Source organism: Bordetella muralis, from assembly GCF_965139205.1.
Taxonomy (GTDB): Bacteria; Pseudomonadota; Gammaproteobacteria; order Burkholderiales; family Burkholderiaceae_B; genus Bordetella_A; species Bordetella_A muralis.
Genome location: NZ_CBCSIU010000054.1, coordinates 1 through 2587 on the forward strand (window position 1 = coordinate 1; position 2587 = coordinate 2587).

Consider the following 2587-nt stretch of genomic DNA (forward strand, 5'->3'; position numbering starts at 1 on the left):
CTCATGGGCCGAGCCGCTGTTCAACGGGGCGGCGCACCTTCCTGGCACCCGGCCGGAACTCGTAGTCGTGACTGGCCACGAGCAGTACACGGACGGTTGTTAAAGCTAGTCTCGGGCAGCGTCAGATCAAGAAGTTCTCGATCGCACTGTTGAAGGCGCGTGGGTTGCCCAGGTTCATGCCGTGGGACGAGCCCACGATGACCTCTTTATGGGCCGAGGGCAGCCACTCTGACAGCGTTTGCAGCACGGCGGGGTAGGGTGCCGGGCTGAGTGCGCCGCCGATCAATAGCAGCGGCATGGCCAGCTTTTGGATTTGTTCGCGGCTCAGCGGATTGAGCATTTCCGTGGCCTGCCCGCGCAAGGTGGTGGCATTGTCCCGGACCATTTCTTGAAACCAAGGCACCATGCGGCGCCATGTGTCGGGGCCGGACACGGTGTCGACAAAGAGCGCCAGGCCGGCATCCAGTTCTCCGTCGTCAATCAGTTTCAGCGACCGCTGACGAAAGCCGCCACGATCATCGGCGGACGGGTTGGGAGCCAGCGGCCCCGGATCCGCGAGTGTCAGCGTTCGGATGCGTCTGGGTTCGCGCAGGGCGGCCTCGAGGGCGACGCGGGCACCACGAGAGTGGCCGACCACATGCGCTGCGCCTTCGCCGACTGTCTCGATAAAGGCCAGCAGGTCGTCGACGTGTTGATCGACGGAAAAGGGGCCGCCGTCCCACTCTTGCGGCCAATAGTGGCGCAGGCTGGGGGCGAGTACCCGAAAGGATCGGCCCAGTGGGCCCATCTGAGATTTCCAATACCGGCAGTCACACAACGATCCGTGCACCAAAACCAGCGGCGTGCCCTGACCGTGTTCGGTGTAGGTCATCGCATAATCGTTGATATAGGCGGTTTGCAGGGGCAGTTGGGGTTCGGAACGCATGGCGGGCACGGAGGGAATCAAGCTCGTGATTCTAGCGCTCCGGGCGGTTTCAGGTCTTTGCTCCCCAGTCGCTGATACACTCATTGCCCTTGCGCCGCATTGCCGGTCGCGACGTATTCGATCACACGGAATCGCCAAGCATGTCAGCTGAATCTGCCTCTGCTTTACCCGAATCTGCGCAGCGTGTGGCCCAATTGCTGCAATCATTGGGCCATGAGCATCCCATCGTCGTCCTGCCGCAAACCGGCCGTACCTCGGCAGAGGCCGCTCAGGGCCTGGGTTGCGAGGTCGCTCAAATCGCCAAATCCATCATCTTTCGGCGTCGATCCGACGATGCGCCGGTATTGGTCATCGCCAGCGGCGCCAATCGCGTCGATGAAACCAAAGTTGCCGAGATCGTGGGCGAACTCGGCAAGGCCGATGCGCGTTTCGTGCGAGAGGTGACCGGCTATGCCATCGGCGGCGTATGCCCGATCGGCCATGCGGTCAAACCCGTCATGCTGCTCGATGAGGATCTCTTTCAATACGACACCTTGTGGGCTGCGGCAGGTCATCCGCACGCGGTATTCCGCCTGAGTCCGCAGCAGCTGGCCGCTATGACAGGCGCACCCGTGGCCGACGTGGCATTACGTATTTCCTCTACTGAAAGAGCATCCGAATGACGGATTGGACCTGGGTCTGGATTCCCGCCACCTTGGCGGCTGCGGCTGCTCAGGCTGGCCGTAACGCGGTGCAGCGCAGTCTGACCGCTACGCTGGGCACTTTGGGAGCAACACAAGTCCGGTTCCTCTTCGGATTCCCGTTCGCGCTCCTGTTTCTGGCCATCGTGTTTACTTTCGATGGCGGTCTGTTGCCGAGCGTTCAGGCGGATTTTCTGCTCTTTGTCGTCGGCGGCGCCGTCTCGCAGATCGCAGCTACCGGTCTCATGCTTGCCGCCATGCGAGAGCGTTCCTTTGTCGTTGTCACCGCCTGGACCAAAACCGAGCCGATCCAGGTCGCCTTGTTTGGCTTCGTGGTGCTCGGTGATCCCCTATCGCTCACGGGAGTGTTGGCCGTCATCCTCGCCACATTAGGCGTGGTCTTGATGTCGGGCAATCCCGCCTCTGCCACCGGCCGTGGCAGCCTGCGCCCGGCCTTGCTGGGCTTGGTGTCGGGCGCCTGCTTTGCCCTGTCCGCCATCGGCTTTCGCGGCGCGATTCTCACGCTGGACAGTGGCGGTTTTGTCCTGCAAGCCACCTGGACGCTCGCATGGTCCCTTGGCATACAGACCTTGATCCTGGCCGTCTGGATGATTCTGTTCAACCGGACCCTGCTCATCGCCTGCATGGCGGCCTGGCGCACCTCCATCTGGGGCGGCCTGTTGGGCGCCTCTGCCTCGCAGGGCTGGTTTATCGGCTTCGCGCTCACTGCGGCTGCGAATGTCCGCACACTAGGTCTGGTCGAAGTCCTATTCGCCCAAATCCTTTCCCGTCGCGTTTTCTCGCATGCCACTAGCCGCCGAGAACTGTTGGGCATCGCCTTGATCATCATCGGCGTCGCAGCGCTATTGATCGCTTCAGCAGGCTAGACAACATTCCAGGCCATTCACTACTGTGAGCCCCTGCCGGGTGCCGGGAAGCCACGCCGGCCCNNTGAGCGCGGATTTAGCCCGCGAAGCGGGCC

General features: G+C 62.3%; 3 protein-coding genes. 2 read left to right on the forward strand and 1 reads right to left on the reverse strand.

Annotation, left to right across the window (positions count from 1 at the left end):
- Nucleotides 1-121 precede the first annotated feature (121 nt).
- Entirely contained in the window at nucleotides 122-925 is an 804-nt protein-coding gene (locus ACNA0I_RS26765; protein WP_415809055.1) for an alpha/beta fold hydrolase, read from the reverse strand.
- A 140-nt stretch (nucleotides 926-1065) separates the two neighbouring features.
- On the opposite strand from ACNA0I_RS26765, the gene ACNA0I_RS26770 reads away from it, so the two are divergent.
- Together ACNA0I_RS26770 and ACNA0I_RS26775 are read left to right on the forward strand one after the other, a co-directional pair.
- The gene (locus ACNA0I_RS26770; protein ID WP_415809056.1) at nucleotides 1066-1587 is read left to right on the forward strand and encodes a YbaK/EbsC family protein; all 522 of its coding nucleotides are present in this window, start codon (nucleotides 1066-1068) and stop codon (nucleotides 1585-1587) included.
- On the forward strand, nucleotides 1584-2492 hold the full coding sequence (locus tag ACNA0I_RS26775) for an EamA family transporter (RefSeq protein WP_415809057.1): 909 nt from the start codon (nucleotides 1584-1586) through the stop codon (nucleotides 2490-2492). Before ACNA0I_RS26770 ends, ACNA0I_RS26775 begins: the two co-directional genes overlap by 4 nt.
- Nucleotides 2493-2587 lie beyond the last annotated feature (95 nt).